Here is a 14,667-nt window from a genome sequence, read left to right as displayed (position 1 = left end):
TGCCGACGACCTCGACGGCGCTCGTCACCGCATTCGCTCGCTCGTCGGACGCGACACGTCGCAGGCAGGCCCCGACGAGATGGCCCGGGCCGTCGTCGAGTCGCTTGCCGAGAACCAGTCGGATGCCGTCGCGGCAACCCTCGTCTGGGGCGCGGGGTTCGGGGCGCCTGGTGTCGTGCTGCACCGCTGCGCCAACACGCTTGACGCGATGATCGGGCACCGGACCGAGCGGCTCGAGCAGTTCGGTTGGGCCGCGGCACGATTCGACGACGTCCTCAACGCCGTTCCGGCCCGTGTGAGCGTGCTCGCGACGGCGATCAGCTGTGTCGTGGCGGGCGAGCCGTCGCGCGTGCGCGACGTCGTGCGCGACGTCCGCCGTGACGCCCCCGCGCATCCGAGCCCCAACGCCGGGCCCGTCGAGGCCGCCGCCGCGGGCGCACTCGGGGTGCGCCTCGGCGGGACGAACGTGTACGCCGGTCGCACCGAGCATCGCGGTGAACTCGGCGACGGACGCGCGGTCGACGTCACCGACATCCCGCGTGCGGTACGGCTCACCCGACGCGTCGGACGCACGGTCCTCGTCCTCGCGCTCGGCGCGCGTCTCCTCGCGCGGCGTCGCACGATGAACTGACCGGTTCGCGTGTGCGGCACAGCCGAACCGCGCGCGTATTAGAACGCAGGAACAGCCCCGCTCGTCAGCTCCGCAGGAACGTCACGACCTCGTCGAGCGTGCTCACCTCACGCAGCCCGGCCGGTGCCGCGGGCCGTGCGACGACGACGACGGGGACGCCGAGTTCGCGTGCTGCGGTGAGCTTCGCGGCGGTGTAGCTGCCGCCGGAGTCCTTCGTCAGGACGACGTCGACGGCGTGCTCCCGCATCGTCGCGATCTCGGCGTCGACGTCGAACGGCCCGCGGGTGTGCAACACCGTCCACGCGGGCGGCGCGGGGACGTCCAGCGGTTCGACGATGCGCACGAGCGCGGCCTTGTCGTCCCAACCGCGGTAGTGCTCGAGTGTCTGACGCCCTGTGGTCACGAACGGCCGACGCCACCCTTGCGCGTCGACGAGCGCCCGCGCGCCGGCGTAGGTGCTGACCCAGTGCCAGGTGGGCGCATCCGGGTGCTCACGCCAACCGGGGCGCGCGAGGCGCACGAGCGGGACGTCGGCGGCCGCGCAGGCAGCCACCGCGTGGGAACGCATCGTGACCGCGAACGGGTGCGTCGCGTCGACGACGTGCGTGAAGCGGTCGTCGCGCAGCGTCGCCGTCAGCCCTGCGACGCCGCCGAACCCGCCGATCCTGACGTCGCCGACCGGCAGCCTTGGCCGCGACACGCGCCCGGCCAAGGAACTGACGAACGCGATCCCCAGCTCGTCGAGGCGTGCTGCGAGAGCGCGGGCTTCACTCGTTCCGCCGAGGATAAGCACCTTCGTCGATGACACGCCCGCAGCCTACCGACCCGTGCCCCGACAACGCCGTCGGCCCCCCTCACCGCAGTGAGAGGGGCCGACGTTCAGCGGGTGAGAGCCGTGGCTCTCAGCTGATCGCGTGGATCAGTTGCCCGTGAGCTTCTCGCGCAGAGCAGCCAGCGCCTCGTCGGAGGCGAGGGTGCCTTCGGCCGGAGCCGAGCTCGAGCTGGAGCTCGACGACGAGGAGGACGAACCCTGCGAGCTCGAGCCCGAGTTCGACGACGAGTACGACGTCGGGGCGGTCTCGCCGGACGCCGCAGCTTCGGCGTCGTCCTTGCGGGCCTGCTCGATCTGGGCCTGGTGGGCCTCCCAGCGCGAGTGGGCCTCGGCGTACTGCTTCTCCCACTTCTCACGCTGCGCGTCGAAGCCCTCGAGCCACTCGTTCGTCTCCGGGTCGAAGCCCTCGGGGTACTTGTAGTTGCCCTGCTCGTCGTACTCCGCAGCCATGCCGTACAGCGTCGGGTCGAACTCGGAGGCGGCAGCGCCGTCCTCGTTCGCCTGCTTCAGCGACAGGGAGATGCGACGACGCTCGAGGTCGATGTCGATGACCTTGACGAAGATGTCGGAACCGACGGTGACGACCTGCTCGGGCAGCTCGACGTGACGCTCGGCGAGCTCGGAGATGTGGACGAGACCCTCGATACCGTCCTCGACGCGCACGAACGCACCGAACGGGACGAGCTTCGTGACCTTGCCCGGCACGACCTGGCCGATGGCGTGCGTGCGAGCGAAGTGCTGCCACGGGTCTTCCTGCGTCGCCTTGAGCGACAGCGAGACGCGCTCGCGGTCCATGTCGACGTCGAGCACCTCGACGGTGACTTCCTGGCCGACCTCGACGACCTCGGACGGGTGGTCGATGTGCTTCCAGGACAGCTCGGAGACGTGGACGAGACCGTCGACGCCACCGAGGTCCACGAACGCACCGAAGTTGACGATCGAGGACACGACGCCGGAGCGGACCTGGCCCTTCTGCAGCTCCTTGAGGAACGTCGTGCGAACCTCGGACTGCGTCTGCTCGAGCCACGCACGACGCGACAGGACCACGTTGTTGCGGTTCTTGTCGAGCTCGATGATCTTGGCCTCGATCTCCTTGCCGACGTACGGCTGCAGGTCGCGGACACGACGCATCTCCACCAGCGACGCAGGGAGGAAGCCGCGCAGGCCGATGTCGAGGATGAGACCACCCTTGACGACCTCGATGACCGTACCGGTGACGACGCCGTCGTCTTCCTTGATCTGCTCGATCGTGCCCCAGGCGCGCTCGTACTGCGCACGCTTCTTGGACAGGATCAGGCGGCCTTCCTTGTCCTCCTTCTGGAGGACGAGAGCCTCGACGTCGTCGCCGACCTTGACGACCTCGCCCGGGTCGACGTCGTGCTTGATCGAGAGCTCGCGCGAGGGGATGACACCCTCGGTCTTGTAACCGATGTCGAGGAGAACCTCGTCACGGTCGACCTTGACGATGACACCTTCGACGATGTCGCCGTCGTTGAAGTGCTTGATCGTCGCGTCGATCGCGGCGAGCAGCTCCTCCTCCGAACCGATGTCGTTGACAGCGATCGGGGACGTGGTGGTGGAAGTCATGTGTAAGAAGTAACTTTCGGTGGGCAATTCGGGAGGCGAGACCATCGGGCGCGACAACGCGCGCAGGCGGACCGCCTCTGCGGACAAATCGAACAACGTCTCGGGCGCGCCCGGCCCCGTCTGCGAGCGACGGGGAGCGTGGGCACGTACGACACGCCCTCTCATCCTAGGCACGCGGGGCCATCAGGGCCAAATGGGAAGGGCATCGTAGCGTGGGTTCATGCAGACCCCCGACCGTGCCGGACGCTTCGACGTCGACGCAGCCTCGTCCGCCCGCGGAAATCGCTCGTGGTGGGACGCCGAGGCGCGCGACTATCTCGACGAGCACGGCGCCTTCCTCGGTGACGCCGAGTTCGTCTGGGGGCCGGAGGGGTGGCGCGAGGACGATCTCCACGTCCTCGGCGAGCCGAGCGGGCTCGCGGGCCGCGACCTCCTCGAGTTCGGTGCCGGCGCCGCGCAGGCCGGACGCTGGTGCGCCAGGCAGGGTGCACGCGTCGTCGCGACGGACCTGTCCGGCGGGATGCTGCGCACGGCCGTGCAACTCGACGCCCGCACCGGCACGTCATTGCCGCTCGTGCAGTGCGACGCGAGCCGACTGCCGTTCGCGGACGCCTCCTTCGACGTCGTCTTCTCGGCTTTCGGCGCCGTTCCGTTCATCGCCGACACCTCGGCCCTCATGCGGGAACTGGCGCGCGTCACGCGCCCAGGCGGGGTTGTCGCGTTCTCGACGACGCACCCCGTCCGCTGGAGCCTGCCCGATGTGCCCGACGCCGCCGGGCTGACGATCCAGCACTCGTACTTCGACACGACGCCCTACGCCGAGGCGGCGGGCGACGACGTCGTCTACGCCGAGCACCACCACACTCTCGAGCAGCGCGTGCGCGAACTGCTCGACGCCGGGCTCGTACTCGAGCAGTTGCGCGAACTGCCGTGGAAGGAGTCGAACGAGTCGACCTGGGGTGGCTGGAGCCCCCTGCGCGGACGGCTCGTGCCCGGCACGCTCATCCTCGCCGGCCGCAGACCTGCCTGAAGGGTGCGTCGCGCGAATACCGCCAACAGGGTCGGCCGCGGCCGGGATCGGCGTCAGCGGTTGAGGATCTCCTCGGTCTGACCGGGTGTCAGGACCGGAGCCGACGCGGCCTCGGTGCGAAACCACTCGATGGTGCGCTGCAGCCCAGTCTCCACGGGCACCTGCGGTGACCAGCCGAGCAGGCGCTGCGCCTTCGTCGTGTCGGGGCGACGGACCGTCGGATCGTCCGTGGGGCGCTCAATAAACTCGAGTGTCGAGGATGACCCCGCCAGCTCGATGATCCACTGCGCGAGGTCGCGCATCGAGATCTCGTGCGGGTTGCCGATGTTGACCGGGCCGGGGTCGTGCGTCTCGAGCAGCATCGCGAGGATGGCCGCGACGAGGTCGTCGACGTAGCAGATGGACCGCGTCTGATCACCGTCGCCACTGACCGTGACCGGCTCACCGGCGAGGGCCTGGCGGACGAAGTTCGGGATGGCGCGACCGTCGTTGGGCCGCATGCGCGGGCCGAACGTGTTGAAGATGCGCACGATGCCGGCATCGACCCCGCGCGCCTTGCGGTAAGCGAGCACGAGCGCTTCCGCATATCGCTTGGCCTCGTCGTAGACGCCGCGCGGGCCGACCGGGTTGACATGACCCCAATACGTCTCGGGCTGCGGGTGCACCTGAGGGTCGCCGTACACCTCGGACGTCGAGGCGAACACGAGCCGGGCGCCCTTGCGCGCCGCGAGTTCGAGCGCGTTCTGCGTGCCCTGCGAACCGGCGCGCAGCGTCTCGATCGGCAGCTTCAGGTAGTCGACCGGTGAAGCCGCCGACGCGAAGTGGAGGATGCCGTCGACGTCACCGCCGACGTCGAAGGGCTCCGTCACGTCGTGCTCGATCAGCTCGAAACGACCTGAAGCCTCCAGCTGCGTGACGTTCGCGCGGCGCCCGGTCACGAGGTTGTCGACGGCGACGACCTCGTGACCGCGTGCGACGAGCGTCTCGGACAGGTGAGAGCCGAGGAAGCCCGCACCTCCCGTGATGACGATCCGCATGCTCAGTACTGACCCCGCTCATCGGCGGAGTGCGCGCCACGCGAGTGCGGGTGGTCACCGAACACGAGCGTGGAGTCGTCGTCGTGGCGCACCTCGTCGACCTCGCGCTCGTCACGGCGCTCATGGCGGGCGGCGCGACGCTCACGGCCGGCACGCAGCGAGACGAACAGGCCGAGCAGCAGCGCGAACAGACCGAGCAGACCGAGCAGCAGCGGAGCCCACAGGCGCAGGATCTTGAGCTGGCTCGACTTCGTCTTGTAGTCGTCGACGTTCTTCTTGATCGTCTCGTCGGTCATCGTCGAGGTGGTGGGCATCGCGTCGACGGGCTTCGCGTTCGGCACCTCGAGCGTCTGGTGCTGCTTCTCCTGCAGCTTCATCATGACGCCCGTCTCCGGCTCGACCCACACCGTGCGGTCGTTCGTGTAGTACCGGTCGGCGAGCTTCGAACCCTTGGGCAGACCGAAGACCTCACCCGGGACGTCCATCGTCGTGAACTTCGTCTTCGGGATCGTCTGCGTGAACTTGTACGTCTTCAGACCCTTGATGTCCTCAGAACCCGCGTACTTCATCGGGAAGGCCTTGCCGAGCGTCGAGTCCCAGTAGCGGTAGGTCTTGTTCTTGTCGACCTGGAACGGGAACTTGATCGTCTGGCCCTCGTAGTTGGTGGGCTTGCCGTCGAGCATGTTGCCGCTCCACTTGACGGCCTCACCCGAGGACTTGTCGACGGCGTACTGCTGCGTCGAGGCATCCATCGGCGGCGACGCCGTCTGGCCCTTGTCGTTGACGTTGTCCGTCGTCTGCCACTGGTCGATGACGATGACGTCGCGGCCGAGCTCCTTGGAGGCCTTCTTCGTCATCTCCTTGTTGGCGACGACGGTCGCCTTCGTGATGATCTTGCCCGACCCCGGCTTGACCGTGTCGGCGTCGAAGTAGCTGGCGTGATCGTCGGTGACCGTCTGCTGGGTATTCTGATCACTCGGGATCACGGCCAGCTTCGGGTACGCGTAGAACCGCATCAGGAGCGCCAACGTCAGGAAGAACGCACCGAATCCGATCATGACTGCGGCTTTGCGCACGGGAGAGCCTCCTAGGCAGGGACTGGAACTTACGCGACGGTAACACCTGCAGCAGGGGCAATGTGACCGGTTTCACCAACGAGATGGAATTGTGCCCGTTTCGTCATCGACGAGCGAATCGACCACGCCGGCGAGCCCGATCGTCGGCTCGCATCGCATGAACGCCACCCGCGCGGCTGTGGCGGCTGCGGCATCCGTCTCGGCGTCACCGACCATGACGCTGCGCTCGCGCGACACGTGCGGATTCTCGTCGAACAGCGCGCACAGCAGGCCGGGCGCCGGCTTGCGGCACACGCAGGTGTCGGCCGCGTGCGGGCAGAGGCGGACGTCGTCGATGCGGCCGCCGGCGGCCTCGACCTCGGCGATCAGCCGGGCGTTGACGGCGCTCAGCTGCGCCCACGTCAGCCGTCCCGTCGCGAGGCCCTGCTGGTTGGTGACGACGACGATCGCGCAGCCCGCAGCACTCAGGCGCGCCACCGCGTCGACGGCCCCCGGCAGGAGCGCGAAGTCGTCGGGCGTGCGATACCCGGGGGCGAGGGCGTTGAGTGTGCCGTCACGATCGAGCAGGACGACGTCGTACGGGGCGCCGGCCCCGGGACGCGGCAGGCGCGTGTGGGTGCGTCCGCTCGGATCGGGGCTCACGCGCCGGGCTGGCTGAGATCGTCGACGGCCTCGCACCACGCGTGCGCCCACAGCATGTGGACCTCCTGGATGCGCGGCGTCTCGTGCGAGGGCACGACGAGGAGGTGGTCGACGTCGTCGCGCAGGTGCTCTCCCCCGGCGCCCGTCATCGCGATCGTCGTGATCCCGAGCTCGCGCGCTGCGGCCAGGGACGCGACGATGTTGGGGCTGCGTCCGCTCGTCGACATCGCGACGTAGACGTCGCCCGCCCGCCCGAGGCCCCGCACGCCGCGGACGAACACCTGCTCGTAGCCGTAGTCGTTGCCGATGGCCGTGACCGACGACAGACTCTCGGCGAGGTTGATCGCTGGCAGCGGCGCACGGTCGTGGACGCACTTGCCGAGGAACTCTGCGGCGACGTGCGACGCGATCGCCGCGGAGCCGCCGTTGCCGGCGACGAGGATCTTGTGTCCGCCGGTGAGCGTGTTCGTCACCGCCTCCCCCGCGGCGACGACCTGCGCGTGCAGCGCCGCCTCGCGCACGGCGTCGACGAGCTGCGCCCACGCGGCGATACCCGCGTCGAGACGTGAGGTGAGCGCGGGCGAGGCCGCGCCGTCCGCCAGGGTGTGGATGGGGTGCTCCATCAGCTCTGCCCCCTCCACGTCGTGACGCCGTCATGGCTGAAGATCGGCTCGCTCACCGTGAGGCCGAGGTCGATGAGCTGCCGGGCGACGATGTGACGGCGCTCGAACTCGCAGATGAACACCATGTGGCCGCCACCGCCGGCACCCGTCACCTTGCCGCCGAGCGCGCCGTGGTCGAGGGCGCGCCGCATGGCCTCGTCGATGAGCGGCGTCGTGATGCGCGTCGACATCTTCTGCTTCTCGCGCCACGCTTCGCCGAGCAGCCGGCCGATCGTGTCGACCTCGCCGCGAACGAGCGCGATCTTCATCCGCTCGGCGAGTTCCTTCTGCGCCCGCAACCCCTCGAGGGCCTCGGCGTTGCCCGTCTCGTAGCGGCTGCGCTGATCCTCGATGATGTGGTCGCTGACCCGCGTCTGCCCGGTGAACGCCAACAACATGTTGTGCTCGAGCTCGTGGACGGTGGCGCTGCGCACGCGCAGCGGGTTGACGACGACCTGGTCGGCGGTGAACTCGATGAAGTTGAACCCGCCGAAGGCTGCGGCGTACTGATCCTGCGAGCCGCCGGGAATGCCGAGATCCTCGCGTTCGAGACGATAGGCGAGCTCGGCGATCTCGTACTGCGTGAGGTCGAGGCCGCAGTGCTGCGCGACGAGGCCGATGACGGAGACCATGACGGCGCTCGAACTGCCCAGCCCCGAACCGGGGGGCGCCGCGGTGTGGAGGAACAGGTCGAACCCGCTGACGGGTAGCGCACCCGGCACCTCGCGGATGCGAGCTATCGCGGCCTTCGGCAGATCGAGCTCACCGTTGTACTCGACCGGGTCGTCGACGCCGAAGCCGATCGAGTAACCGAAGTCGAGCGACTGCACCGTGATGCGGCCGTCTGTGCGCGGACGCAGCGTCGAGTACGCGAACTGGCTGAGGGTGCCTGACAGGACGCAGCCGCCCTCGCGTTCGGGGAACGGCGCGACGTCCGTGCCACCCCCGGCGAAACTGACGCGCAGCGGCGCTCGCGCACGCAGCACCGGACGTCGGTAGTCGACGTACGCCCGACCCTCGGGCGAAGGCCCGGGAGAAGATTCGGGGGTGGATCGCGCCTCGTCGTTCATGGGCGGCTAGCCTCCATTCGATGATGCGTGCCGGACGCACGCTACCCGATGGTAGATGTGAGGGACGGCACATGCAGCGCATTCCATGGATCGATCCGCTGCGAGGCGTCGCTGCCGGGCTCGTCCTCGTCTCCCACGTCGCCTACTGGAGCGGCGGTTCGAGCATCGACGGCGTCGGGCGTCTGCTCGCCCGCGGTGACGTCGGCGTCGCCGTCTTCTTCGCCATATCGGCCTACCTGCTGACGCGTGGTGCGAGCGCGGGGGCGGCCCCGACGAGGCACTACTGGCGCAAGCGCGCCGCACGCATCCTGCCGGCCTATCTCGTCGCGCTCGCGGCGGTCGTCGTCGTCACGCTGGCGGTCGAACCGGGTGCGGTCGACGTGCGCTCGGTGCTGTCACACCTGACGCTGCTGCAGGGATACGCGGGCGAGTCGTTCCGTGGATTCACGCAGGCCTGGAGCATCACGACGGAGGTGACGTTCTACGCCCTCGTGCCGCTGATCTGCCGGTGGTTGCGCGGCTGTCGCCGTGATGGTCGCTCTCCGCTGCCGGTCCTGATGTTCGTCGCCGTCGCCGGTCTCGTCGTGCAGACACTCGCCGCCTCGAGCGGACGGGCGAACCTCGGGGCCGTCAGCACGAGCGTCATCGGACACGCCGCGTGGTTCGCCGTCGGTGTGGCGGCGGGGTGGGTGTTCACGGCCGACCCGACGACCGGCGGGTCAGGCCGCCGGGCGCGCATGGGGCTCGCGGTGCGTGAAGCGTCGCCGTCAGCACTGCTGGGATGGGCGGGCGTCACGTACGTCGCGGTGGCCACACCGCTCGGCGGGCCGATCCACCTCGAGACACCGACGCACGGGCAGGCGCTCGTCAAGGAACTCGCGTACGCGCTCATCGCGGCGTTGCTGCTCGGCGCGGCCGTCCGAGCGTCGGAAGACGAGACGTGGCCGACGCGCGCCGAGGCGCAGGCCCTGCTGAGCGGCGCGGGCGACGTCAGCTACGGCCTGTTCCTGTGGCATGTTCTCGTGCTGCAGGTGCTGTTCACGACCCTGCACCTGAGGCTGTTCCACGCGCCGTTCGCTCTCGTACTCATCGTGACGCTCGTCGTGTCACTCGCACTGGCGCGACTCAGTTGGCGCGTCGTCGAAGCACCCGCCATCCGCTGGGCACACTGCTTACCTCGAGGCTGAACACGACGAGCGCGAGCGCCGTCAGCACCTGGCCGGAGACCGCGCCGAGCGATCCGCGATCGACGACGCCGAGCGCCGCCATGATCGGGCCGACCGCGACCATGAGCGCGATGACGAGCACCCGCCGTCGACGCCGCGGCACGAAGCAAGCGACGAGGACGACGGGTATCGCCACCCATCCCAGGAGTGCCGCCGCGATGGCGGTGAGGACGGCAAGCGCGAGGGCGGCGCGGGGGCGCGAGGCCGGCACGGCAGATTCTGCGTGCGCTACGAGTGCCCGCGGTGTCTGCAGCGCGAAGTCGTCGGAGGCTGCCTGGCGGCGTATCGGCGCAGCGCGTCGCGATGACGCCGCGGCACACCACGTCGTGGCAATGAGCAGCACGAGGCACGCGAGTGCGCAGGCCGCACCGACGACGAGGCTGAGGCGGTGGAGGTGCTGCGGTGCGAAGACAAAGTGTTGTCCGTGGGCGGCGTGCTCGGCGCCCTGACGCCATCCGTCGAGGGTCACGAGGCGCGTGCTACCGGCGGTCATGCCAGATGCGGGGGTGGGCGATGCCGGGTCGAGAGCCCAACCGGCGTTGGCGCCCTGCGTCGAGGCGAGCGTCGGGTTGGCCGGCGTGTCCGTGCTCGAATCCGCACTGAGTCCGAGCTGGTCCCTGGCCGCCGCGGCGGCCGGAACAAGTGTCACACGTTCGACCTCAGGTGAAACCTTCAGGTTGGCCTCGCCGGCAGGCAGGGCCATCAACCTCGTTCTCCCTGCAGTATCGGCCCCTCCACCAGGTGTTCCGGCAGGCTGCCAGGCGCCGGATCCGGACCGCATCATGAGGGGCTCTCGCACCGATCCGGGCGCCACGCCAGCCTTGAACGTCAGCGTGACGTTCATGGTCGCAGCACGCGAGACCGTGAATGCTCGCGTCCACGCACCGTCATCCTCCGACGCCAGCGCGTGACCGTCGAACCAGGGGTGCGTGCGCGTCACGACGACGCCGTTTCGGGTGCCATCGACGGTGCCCGGCAGGTGTACGACGCTGACGACGGGGCGGGTGGAGCGCACCTCGACCAGCCCGACGGCTGCATTCTTCGTGCCCGTCCCCGGCGCCGCGCGCGGGGTGACCGCGACCGCGCGCGTCCCGGCCGGCACGTCGATTCTCCAGGTGCTACCCGCGCCCTGCTGCGGCTTCACGGATCGCCCGTCGAAGCGCACGTCGACGCTTGCCACCCGCGCGTCGCCCGTGGCCGCAGGGACGAGCGTCATCGTCTGAGCGGGGGCGCCGCCGTCCCACGTCACGCTCAGGGTGCTGGGCCGGTCGGCGCACGTCAGCCAGCGGGTGTCGTCGGAGCCGTCGAACGCCGCGTCCGCAGACGTGCCCGGGCCGAGGTAGAGCGAGGCGAACGGGTCGGCGGTCGACGATGTCGCCTCGATGCGCGAGGCGCCGGTGACGCGGCGGACGCTGCTTCCTGCGTCACGGCCGGGGAAGTCGAGGTCGTGCGCGCCGACGCGCGTGGGCGCGGGGTCATCGGCGGTGAGGGCAGGCCCGAAGGCCCGTCCGACGACCTGGCCGTTGTTGTACGCGCGGCGTCGCACGTCGTCGGTGATCCACCCGTCGGCACGGCCCGTGACGAACGGGCGCCTCGCGCTGACGCCGACGCCGGCGAGCGTCAGCGTCGACTCCGGACCGCCGAGGACGGAGACCGCAGCGCCCGTAGTCGACGGTGTGGGGGCCAGGTCGAAGACGTCGTAGCGCGTGGCGCCGCTGCCGTGGACGCGATGGGCGCTCACTCCGTCGGCGTGTGTCAGGGCTGCGACGTACGCCTGCGGCGGTGACGTCTGCTGCGACGTCGAACTCCCCCAGCGCACGACGATGCGGTGCACCCCCGCCCGTGCCGCCGCCTGCACGGCCTCGCTCGCCCGTCCCCGATCACTCGCCGAACCCGGCGCGAGGGCCGTGTCGACGGCATCGACGAGCCGCTGCGCACCCGGGTGGTAGAGCGGAGCCGAGGCGCGCACGACGATGGGCGACGCGGCGAACGCGGTGAGCGGTTCGTCGGTGGCGTTCCCCCAGTCAGCCTGGGCCGAGCGCGTCGACGGCAGGACGAGACTTGATCCGCCGTCGCGGGCTGCCGCGTCGTCCACGTCTCGGGCGGTGGCGACGAGCGAGGCCGGCCACGCGCGCACGCCGTTCGCGTCACCGAGACGCCCGACGAGCAACGGTGCCAGCGTGCCGACGAGGACGACGAGGATGCCGGCCCGCGCCACCCACGCGGTGCGTGCGGCGCGAGGGTGATCCGCACGAGTTTTCCTGCGCGCCAGCGCATCCCACGCCGCACCAACGCCGATGGCCAGGGGCAGTCTGACGAGCGGGTCGAGCTTGTGGACGTTGCGCGCCGCAGCGAGCGGGCCGTCGAGCAGATCGCGCATCAGACCGGAGAACGGGCCACTGTGCGTGCCGGCGTAGGGCAGGGCCATGCCCACGATGCCGCCCGCGAGCAGGATGACGCAGGCGACGCGGACGCGGCGCGCGGCGCGGATGACGTCATCCTGCGCGCCCCGCGAGGCACCACCGCGCGTCGTCATGAGCCCTGCGAGCGCGATGCCGGCGAGCGTCGAACACGCGACGATGCTGAGGGTGCCCTGCGCGACGACCCACCCCGACTGCCAGACAGGGTGACCGTCGGCGTCGACGATGTAGGCGACCCAGTCGGACGCACCGCGCAGGATGGCGGGCAGCGTCGTCACGGCCGTCGTGATGCGCGCGGTCTCGATGAAGTCGAGGAACGGGTAGGCGTACCCGCCGAGGACGACGAGGGGCCCGAGCCACCAGGCGCTGCCGAACGCGGCGCCGATCACGTACGCGCCGACGAGGTGCCACTCGCGCGTCACGACGAGCGCGAACAATCCGGCGCCGAGGACGGCGACGAGCGACGCCGTCGCGTTGACGCCGCCGAGGCACGCGACGAGCACACCGGTGGACGCGAGCAACCTGATGTGGCGGCCGCTGCGCCATCCCCACCACACGGCGAGGACGAGCCACGGCAGCAGCATGCCCGGCCACGTCTCGACGCTGAGTTCCGACAGCAGCGTCAGCACGCGTGCGCTCAGCGCGTACGCGACACCGGTGACGCAGGCCGCCCCCGCGCTCAGCCCGGCGATGCGGCGCGCGACGAGGGCCGCGCCGAGAAAGCCGACGACGAGGATGAACGACCACCACGCGCGCTGCGCCGCCCAGCCGGGCACGCCGAGCGAATGCAGGACGCCGAAGAACGGGCCCATCGGGAACAGGTAGCCGTAGGCCTGGTTCTGCAGTTCGCCGAAACCCGAGTGCGTCGACCACGCGTCGAGCGAGCGCGCGAGGTAACGCCACGGCGAGACGACGAGGTCGACCTTCGTGTCCGGCTGGATGACGCCCGGCTGCACGAGCCACGGCACGAACGCGAGGACCAATGCGACGCGCAGCGCGAGCAGCCGTGCGCGCGTCGCGTTCATCCGCGGCGCACGAGGACGAGCAGGTTCCACGTGACGATCTCGCGCAGCCCCGGCACCCGCAGGACGGCGCGCGCGGCATCCGGCCAGTAGCGGGGACGGGCGTCGATCAGCTCACCGCCGCGCTGCTCGACCGAGCGCGCCCAGGCGAGCCCCTGCGCGACGCTCACCCGGAAAAGGCCCTCGTCGACGAGGTTCTTCGGCGGGTGGCCGTGCCGACGCTCGTAGCGTCGCGCCGCCCGTTCGCCGCCGAACCAGTGCCACGGCGACGTCTCGTGCCCACCCCACGGGCTCAACCAGTTCGTGTACGCGAGGAACAGCACGCCCCCCGGCGCGAGCGCGTCGAGCAACGAATCGGCGACCGCTTCGGGGCGTCTCACGTGCTCCCACAGGTTCGAGCTGAACACGACGTCGAAGGTTCGCGGTGCGAACGGCAGGTGCTCCGCGTCCGCGACGACGCCGCCGTCACGCACCGAGGGGACGCTCGCGTCGGCGTCCAACGGCACATAGTGGGCGCCGGCCGCGAGGAAGGCGTCCGCGAACTCGGACGGGCCCGCGCCGACGTCGAGCACGCGCGCACCGTCGAGGTCGACGTGCTCGGCGAGGATCGCGATCGAGTCGTCGGCGAGAGCCGAGTAGAAGCGGTGCGGGTCGCTCTGCTCGACGAGGAACGCACGGAACAACCGGACGCTGCGCCCGAGGCCCCGTCGCGTCGCGGCACGTGGGCGAGACGTCACTCCGGCCTCCGCGCGACGAGGTGCAGCGTCGGGCGCAGCCGGGGCACGAGCGCGCGTGCAGCGAGAGTGAGCGGCAGCGTCGCAGCGGTGAGAGCGAGCGTCGAGCGCTGTGCGAGAACCCCCTGCGGCCGAGGCGCAGGCCTTACGCGGCGGACGGCGCTCGCGGCGTCGTGGACGAGCGAATCGAGCGGCGGGCGACGGATCTCGACGTCGTCAAAGCCTGCCTCACGCGCGGCGCGGATGAGGGAATCGGCGGTGAAGAAGCGCATGTGCGTCGGGTCCTCGAGCATCCACCAGCCGTCGCTCGCGAGGCGCAGGCCGGCCCAGTCGCCGGCCGGGGTGAAGAAGTGGGCGCTACCGCCGGGGCGCAGCAGTGTGTGCGTGCGGCGCAGCGTCTCGATCGGGTCGACGACGTGCTCGAGGACGTGGATGCCGTAGACGAGGTCGACGGGCGGCGCCCCCGCCGGCACCTCCTCGATGCCGCAGGCGTGCAGGCGACCGTGCGCGACGACGACGGGGTCGACGTCCCGGTCGAGCTGATCCGGGTCGGCGCCCGCGACGCGCGCCCCCGCGTCATGGAAGGCGCGCAGCAATCCCCCGGCGCCGTACCCGATCTCGAAGACCGACGCGGGCGCGCCGTCGGCGACGAGGGCACGGTGGGTCAGGCGCAGGCGGGCCGCGTCGAGGGTCGGGTC

13 protein-coding genes are annotated in these 14,667 nt (G+C 70.4%); 3 read left to right on the top strand and 10 right to left on the bottom strand.

Annotated elements, in window-relative coordinates; translation table 11 throughout:
- Nucleotides 1–631 (top strand): cobalamin biosynthesis protein (locus AX669_RS10830; protein ID WP_082740910.1); only part of this gene is annotated, 631 nt, incomplete at its 5' end.
- Between the two features lie 64 nt (nt 632–695).
- Here AX669_RS10830 and AX669_RS10825 read toward each other — a convergent pair.
- Both AX669_RS10825 and rpsA read right to left on the bottom strand, forming a co-directional pair.
- Nucleotides 696–1,439, bottom strand: coding sequence for a cobalt-precorrin-6A reductase (locus AX669_RS10825; protein ID WP_062258387.1), 744 nt, complete (start codon nt 1,437–1,439; stop codon nt 696–698).
- 111 nt (nt 1,440–1,550) lie between these two features.
- A complete protein-coding gene (gene rpsA, locus AX669_RS10820; RefSeq protein WP_006943310.1) occupies nt 1,551–3,050 on the bottom strand; it encodes a 30S ribosomal protein S1 in 1,500 nt (499 codons plus the stop codon).
- A 220-nt stretch (nt 3,051–3,270) separates the two neighbouring features.
- On the opposite strand from rpsA, the gene AX669_RS10815 reads away from it, so the two are divergent.
- On the top strand, nt 3,271–4,080 hold the full coding sequence (locus AX669_RS10815) for a class I SAM-dependent methyltransferase (protein WP_062258386.1): 810 nt from the start codon (nt 3,271–3,273) through the stop codon (nt 4,078–4,080).
- 53 nt (nt 4,081–4,133) lie between these two features.
- Here the strand turns inward: AX669_RS10815 and AX669_RS10810 are convergent, their stop codons facing one another.
- The 5 genes from AX669_RS10810 to AX669_RS10790 all read right to left on the bottom strand — a co-directional run bounded on the left by AX669_RS10810 (nt 4,134) and on the right by AX669_RS10790 (nt 8,567).
- A complete protein-coding gene (locus AX669_RS10810; RefSeq protein ID WP_062258385.1) occupies nt 4,134–5,117 on the bottom strand; it encodes a UDP-glucuronic acid decarboxylase family protein in 984 nt (327 codons plus the stop codon).
- Nucleotides 5,118–5,119: 2 nt separating this feature from the next.
- Nucleotides 5,120–6,193 (bottom strand): DUF3068 domain-containing protein, encoded by a 1,074-nt coding sequence (locus AX669_RS10805; protein WP_062258383.1) that lies wholly within the window; start codon nt 6,191–6,193, stop codon nt 5,120–5,122.
- 72 nt (nt 6,194–6,265) lie between these two features.
- On the bottom strand, nt 6,266–6,835 hold the full coding sequence (locus tag AX669_RS10800) for an HAD-IIIA family hydrolase (RefSeq protein WP_006943304.1): 570 nt from the start codon (nt 6,833–6,835) through the stop codon (nt 6,266–6,268).
- Nucleotides 6,832–7,458 carry an SIS domain-containing protein gene (locus AX669_RS10795; RefSeq protein WP_231729577.1) on the bottom strand — a complete coding sequence of 209 codons (627 nt, stop codon included), beginning with the start codon at nt 7,456–7,458 and terminating at the stop codon, nt 6,832–6,834. The genes AX669_RS10800 and AX669_RS10795 overlap by 4 nt, the downstream gene beginning before the upstream one ends.
- Complete coding sequence (locus AX669_RS10790) at nt 7,458–8,567, bottom strand: GHMP kinase (RefSeq protein ID WP_171969901.1); 1,110 nt, start codon at nt 8,565–8,567, stop codon at nt 7,458–7,460. Before AX669_RS10790 ends, AX669_RS10795 begins: the two co-directional genes overlap by 1 nt.
- 71 nt (nt 8,568–8,638) lie before the next feature.
- On the opposite strand from AX669_RS10790, the gene AX669_RS10785 reads away from it, so the two are divergent.
- Nucleotides 8,639–9,754: an acyltransferase gene (locus tag AX669_RS10785; protein ID WP_062258378.1), complete on the top strand. Its 1,116-nt coding sequence runs from the start codon at nt 8,639–8,641 to the stop codon at nt 9,752–9,754.
- Here AX669_RS10785 and AX669_RS10780 read toward each other — a convergent pair.
- From AX669_RS10780 to AX669_RS10770, 3 genes are all read right to left on the bottom strand, one after another.
- Nucleotides 9,693–13,238 (bottom strand): alpha-(1->3)-arabinofuranosyltransferase family protein, encoded by a 3,546-nt coding sequence (locus AX669_RS10780; RefSeq protein WP_062258376.1) that lies wholly within the window; start codon nt 13,236–13,238, stop codon nt 9,693–9,695. The genes AX669_RS10785 and AX669_RS10780 overlap by 62 nt on opposite strands.
- On the bottom strand, nt 13,235–13,972 hold the full coding sequence (locus AX669_RS10775; RefSeq protein ID WP_062258374.1) for a bifunctional 2-polyprenyl-6-hydroxyphenol methylase/3-demethylubiquinol 3-O-methyltransferase UbiG: 738 nt from the start codon (nt 13,970–13,972) through the stop codon (nt 13,235–13,237). Before AX669_RS10775 ends, AX669_RS10780 begins: the two co-directional genes overlap by 4 nt.
- A partial coding sequence (locus AX669_RS10770; RefSeq protein WP_062258372.1) for a class I SAM-dependent methyltransferase occupies nt 13,969–14,667 on the bottom strand: 699 nt, incomplete at its 5' end. The genes AX669_RS10775 and AX669_RS10770, both read right to left, overlap by 4 nt.

The organism is Dermacoccus sp. CCH2-D9 (assembly GCF_001556795.1).
GTDB classification, from domain to species: Bacteria; Actinomycetota; Actinomycetes; order Actinomycetales; family Dermatophilaceae; genus Dermacoccus; species Dermacoccus nishinomiyaensis.
This window is presented reverse-complemented; position numbering and strand designations above follow the sequence as displayed.

Bases quoted from the DNA above. Each gene is read 5' to 3' on its own strand.
- rpsA (WP_006943310.1), bottom strand. From the start codon at position 3,050: ATGACTTCCACCACCACGTCCCCGATCGCTGTCAACGACATCGGTTCG.
- AX669_RS10815 (WP_062258386.1), top strand. From the start codon at position 3,271: ATGCAGACCCCCGACCGTGCCGGACGCTTCGACGTCGACGCAGCCTCG.
- AX669_RS10810 (WP_062258385.1), bottom strand. From the start codon at position 5,117: ATGCGGATCGTCATCACGGGAGGTGCGGGCTTCCTCGGCTCTCACCTG.
- AX669_RS10795 (WP_231729577.1), bottom strand. From the start codon at position 7,458: ATGGAGCACCCCATCCACACCCTGGCGGACGGCGCGGCCTCGCCCGCG.
- AX669_RS10790 (WP_171969901.1), bottom strand. From the start codon at position 8,567: ATGAACGACGAGGCGCGATCCACCCCCGAATCTTCTCCCGGGCCTTCG.
- AX669_RS10785 (WP_062258378.1), top strand. From the start codon at position 8,639: ATGCAGCGCATTCCATGGATCGATCCGCTGCGAGGCGTCGCTGCCGGG.
- AX669_RS10780 (WP_062258376.1), bottom strand. From the start codon at position 13,238: ATGAACGCGACGCGCGCACGGCTGCTCGCGCTGCGCGTCGCATTGGTC.